This window comes from Jatrophihabitans sp. sgz311053 (assembly GCF_056135305.1).
On record NZ_JBWAXP010000006.1, the window covers coordinates 1 to 4,422 of the forward strand.

Annotated in this window: 2 protein-coding genes; both read right to left on the minus strand. The window is 75.4% G+C overall.

Going from position 1 to position 4,422, the window contains the following annotated elements; genetic code table 11:
• Positions 1-524: beta-ketoacyl synthase N-terminal-like domain-containing protein (locus AC0NZQ_RS21815; protein WP_474532232.1), on the minus strand; the 524-nt coding region annotated here is incomplete at its 3' end.
• 8 nt (positions 525-532) lie between these two features.
• The gene (locus AC0NZQ_RS21820) at positions 533-4,327 is read right to left on the minus strand and encodes an SDR family NAD(P)-dependent oxidoreductase (protein ID WP_474532234.1); all 3,795 of its coding nucleotides are present in this window, start codon (positions 4,325-4,327) and stop codon (positions 533-535) included.
• Between the last annotated feature and the right edge of the window lie 95 nt (positions 4,328-4,422).

The following is a 4,422-nucleotide window of genomic DNA, read 5'->3' on the forward strand; positions in this document are numbered from 1 at the left end:
AACAAATGCCCCCCACCCACACCCCGCAACGCCCCCGCCACACCACCGCCATAACCAGACCCGAACACCCCCGCAAACACACCCGTCGCCGAACCCCGCAACGAATCCGGCGCAATACCGGCCCGCTGCACGGCCTCCCAGCAGGTGAGCAGCAGCAGCCGCTGCTGCGGGTCCATGGCACGGGCCTCCCGCGGCGAGATGCCGAAGAACTCGGCGTCGAAGTCGGCGGCGTCGGCGAGGAACCCGCCGGCGGGAGCATCCGCGCCGAAGAGCCGGTCGACGTCCCAGCCCCGGTCGGTGGGCAGCCCGCCGACCACGTCGAGTCCCTCGGCCGCGACTCGCCACAGCTTCTCGGCCTCGTCCACGCCGCCGGGGTAGCGGCAGCCGATGCCGACGATGGCGATGGGCTCGGTGGCCCGTCGCTGCACCTCGTCGAGCCGCTCCCGCGTGGTGGCCAGCTCGGCGCTGAGCCGCTTCACGTAGCCCCGCAGCTTCTCCTCGGTGCTCGACACGTCGCTCGACATCGATCTCGTCAGCTCCCCAGTTGTCCCTCGATGAACGCGAACATGTCCTCGTCACTGGCCGACTCCAGCTGCGTCGCCACCGTCGCGCCGGCGGTGGGCGCGAGGCGGTCGACCAGCTCGCGCAGCTGCCGCACCACCTGCGCGGCGGCGTCGGGGTCGAGCGCGGCGACGCCGGCGGCGAGGCGGTCGACATCGACGTCGAGCGCCACCTCCGCAGGCGCCGCGGCGGCGCCCGCACGCTCCAGCTCGGCGACGAGATGGGCGGCCATCGCGTCCGGCGCCGGATGGTCGAAGACGACGGTCGGCGGCAGCGCGAGTCCGGTCTCGGCCTGCAGGCTGTTGCGGAGCTCGAGCGCGGTGAGCGAGTCGAAGCCCTGGTCGCGGAACGGCCGGCGGGGGTGCAGCTGCTCGGGGTCGGCGACGCCGAGCACGCGGGCCGCCTTGCGGCGCACCAACTCCAGCAGGACCTCGAGGCGCTCGTCACGGCCGAGCGCGACCAGCTGCGCGGCGACGGTCGGTGCCGTGGGGGCTGCAGCGGCGGTCGCGGCTCGCCGGACCGCCCGGCGGGTGAGCCCGGCGAGCAGCGGACGGGGGTCCTCGACCAAGTCCAGCGACAGCCGCGCCGGCACGAGCGCCGGCTCGCCGCCGGTGAGGGCGACGTCCAGCAGCGCCAGTCCCTCGGCGTCGCTCAGCGGGTGCAGCCCCTGTCGGGCCAGCCGCTGCCAGTCGGTGCCGCTGAGTCCGCCCGCCATCCCGGCCCGGCTGCGCCACGGACCCCAGGCCAGCGAGGTCGCCGGCAGCCCGTGGTCCCGCCGGTGGGCGGCGAGCGCGTCGAGATAGGTGTTCGCGGCGGCGTAGTTGCCCTGGCCCGGGTTGCCCCAGATGCCGGCCACCGAGGAGAAGAGGACGAAGGCCTCCAGCCCGACGTCGCGGGTGAGCTCGTGCAGCACCCGGGCGCCGTCCACCTTCGGCCGCAGCACCGCGGCCAGCCGGTCCGGGGTCAGGGCGGCGAAGGCGGCGTCGTCGAGCGCGCCGGCGGCGTGGACGACGGCCTTCAGCGGAGCCGAGTCGGGGATGGCGGCGAGGACGGCCTGCAGCGAGTCCCGGTCGGCGACGTCGCAGGCGGTGACACGGACGGTGGCCCCCGCCGCGGCCAGCCGCGCCACCGTGGTCGCCAGCTCCGGTGAGGCGGTGCCGCGCCGGGAGGTCAGCAGCAGCTCGTGTCCCTGCCCGGCCAGGTGCTCGGCGACGAGCCGGCCCAGTGCGCCCGATGCGCCGGTCACCAGCGCGGTACCGCGGGAGGCGGCTCGGGGCGGCAGCATCAGGACGACCTTGCCGACGTTGCGGCCCTGGCTGAGGTGTCGGAACGCCTCCACGCCGCGGCGGACGTCCCAGACCGTCACGGGCAGCGGCTCGACGGCCGTGTCGACGAGCTCGCCCAGCTCGGCGAGGATCGGCGCCATGACCTCGACGCCGTCCTCGAGCAGGTCGAAGGATCGGTAGTCGACGCCGTACTCCGCTCGAATTTGCGCAGATTCGCGCACATCAGTCTTGCCCATCTCCACGAAGCGGCCGCCCCGCGCGGTGAGCCGCAACGACGCGTCGACGTACTCGCCGGCCAGGGAGTTGAGCACCACGTCCACGCCGTGACCGTCGGAGGCGGCGCGGAACTCGGTCTCGAAGTCCAGCGTCCGCGACGAGGCGACCGCGGCGAGCCCCTCGACGCTGGCCCACTTGCCGGGGCTGGCCGTCCCGAAGACCCGCGCACCGTGCCGGCGCGCGAGGCGGACAGCCGCCTGTCCCACGCCACCGGCCGCCGCATGGACGAGCACGGTCTCACCCGGCTGCAGCCCGGCGAGGCCGAAGAGGCCTCGATGGGCGGTGGCGAAGGCGATCGGGGCGGCCGCCGCCTGCGCCCACGACCAGTCGGCCGGCTTCGGGATCACCAGGCGGGCGTCGGTCACTGCCGAGGGTGAGAAGGCGCTCGAGAAGATCCCCATGACGGCGTCGCCGACCGCCACCCGGGTCACGTCCGGAGCGACCTCGGTGACCGTCCCGGCCGCTTCGAGACCGAGCGGACCGGGCGGGCCCGGGTAGGCGCCGAGCACGGTCATCACATCCCGGAAGTTCACCCCGGCGGCGCGGACCGCCACCCGGACCTCACCGGCCCGAAGCGGTCGCTCGCCCCGGTCGGACTCGGCCAGCGTCAGCCCCTCCAGCGTGCCGATCTCGGCCGCGGTGAGCTCCCACGGGCCCGCCGGCACAGGCAGGCCCGGTCGCGCCCGCACCAGCCGGGGGACCCGCAGCTCGTCGCCGCGGATGGCGAACTCCGGCTCGCCCGAGGCGACACCGCAGCGCAGCACGTCGTAGGTCGCGGTGCCGTCGATGTCGGCGAGCAGCAGCCGGCCGGGGTTCTCCGCGGCAGCCACTCGCAGCAGCCCCCAGACCGTCGACGCCTCGGGCCGCACCGAGCCGCCCGGCCCGGCGTCGACGGCGCGTTCGGTCACCATCAGCAGCCGCGTTCCGGCGAGTGCCGGTTCGGCGAGCCATGCCTGGACGAAGGCCAGCGCGTCGACGGCGCCGGCCACCGGTGACTCGGGGTGGGCGCAGCGCACGATCGCCAGCTCCGGCCGGGGCCGGCCGGCGGCGATGGCGTCGAGCAGGCCGGCGATGTCGGCGAAGGCCTCGGGGTAGCGGCCGGAGCCGTCGGCGCTGTCGCCGAGGCGGGGCCGGGTCGGGTCGAGGGCGCTGAGCCGGACCCAGGCGTCGTCGGCTGCCGGCTCGTGCCGCGCGGGCACCCAGTCCAGCCGGTACAGCGCGTCGAGGACGCTGGGACCCGCCGCGCGCAGCGGCCGCAGCACGAGCGAGGCCACCGTCGCGACGGGGGCGCCGGTGGTGTCGGTCAGCAGCAGCGAGACGGTGTCGTCACCGGTCGGAGTGATGCGGACTCCGACCACGGTGGCGCCGTCCGCGTGCAGGCTCACCCCGGTCCAGGCGAAGGGCACGAGCATGCCCTCGGCGCCGGCGACGACGGCGTGCAGCGCGGCGTCGAGCAGGGCGGGGTGCAGCAGATGCTCCCCGGCCGCGACCCCCTCCGGCAGCACGATGTCGGCGAAGGTCTCCTCGCCGCGGCGCCAGACGGTGCGGACGCCACGGAAGGCCGGCCCGTAGCTGTAGCCGTTGGCAGCGAGCGCCGGGTAGAAGTCACCGGTGCCCCACTGCTGGGCGCCCGCCGGCGGCCAGTCGCTGCCACCCGCGGCGGGTGGCACGGCCTCGGCGGTGAGCGTTCCCCGGGCGTGCCTGGTCCAGTCCGTGGCGCCGGGTGCCTTCGCGTGGATCGCGAATGTCCGGCGGGTGGGACGGTCGCCGGCGGCGGCCTTGTCGGATGGGTCGTCTTCCGGGTCTTCTTCTGGGTCGCCGGCGGGGTCCACGACGAGCTGGATGTCGACGGCGCCGTGGTCGGGGAGGGTGAGCGGGGCTTCGACGAGCAGTTCGTCGAGGCCGGGGAGGTCGAGGTCGCGGCCGGCGCGCAGGGCGAGCTCGACCAGGGCGGTGCCGGGGACCAGCGTCTGGCCGGCGACGACGTGGTCGGCCAACCACGGGTGGGTGTGCCGCGACAGCGAGCCGGTGAAGAGCGTCTGGCCACTGCCGGCGACGGCCACGCCCTCGCCGAGCAGTCGCTGCGGTGCCGGGTCGAGCCAGTAGCGGCTGCGCTGGAAGGCGGTGGTCGGCAGGTCCACCCGGCGCGGGGCGACCTCGGGATCGGTGTTGATCGAGGCCCAGTCGACGGTGCCGCCCCGCACATACACCCCCGCCGCGGCCGACACCGCCGAGACCGCCTCATCCCGATCCCGCCGCAACACCGGCAACCACACCTCCCCGGCCACCGGCTCCACCA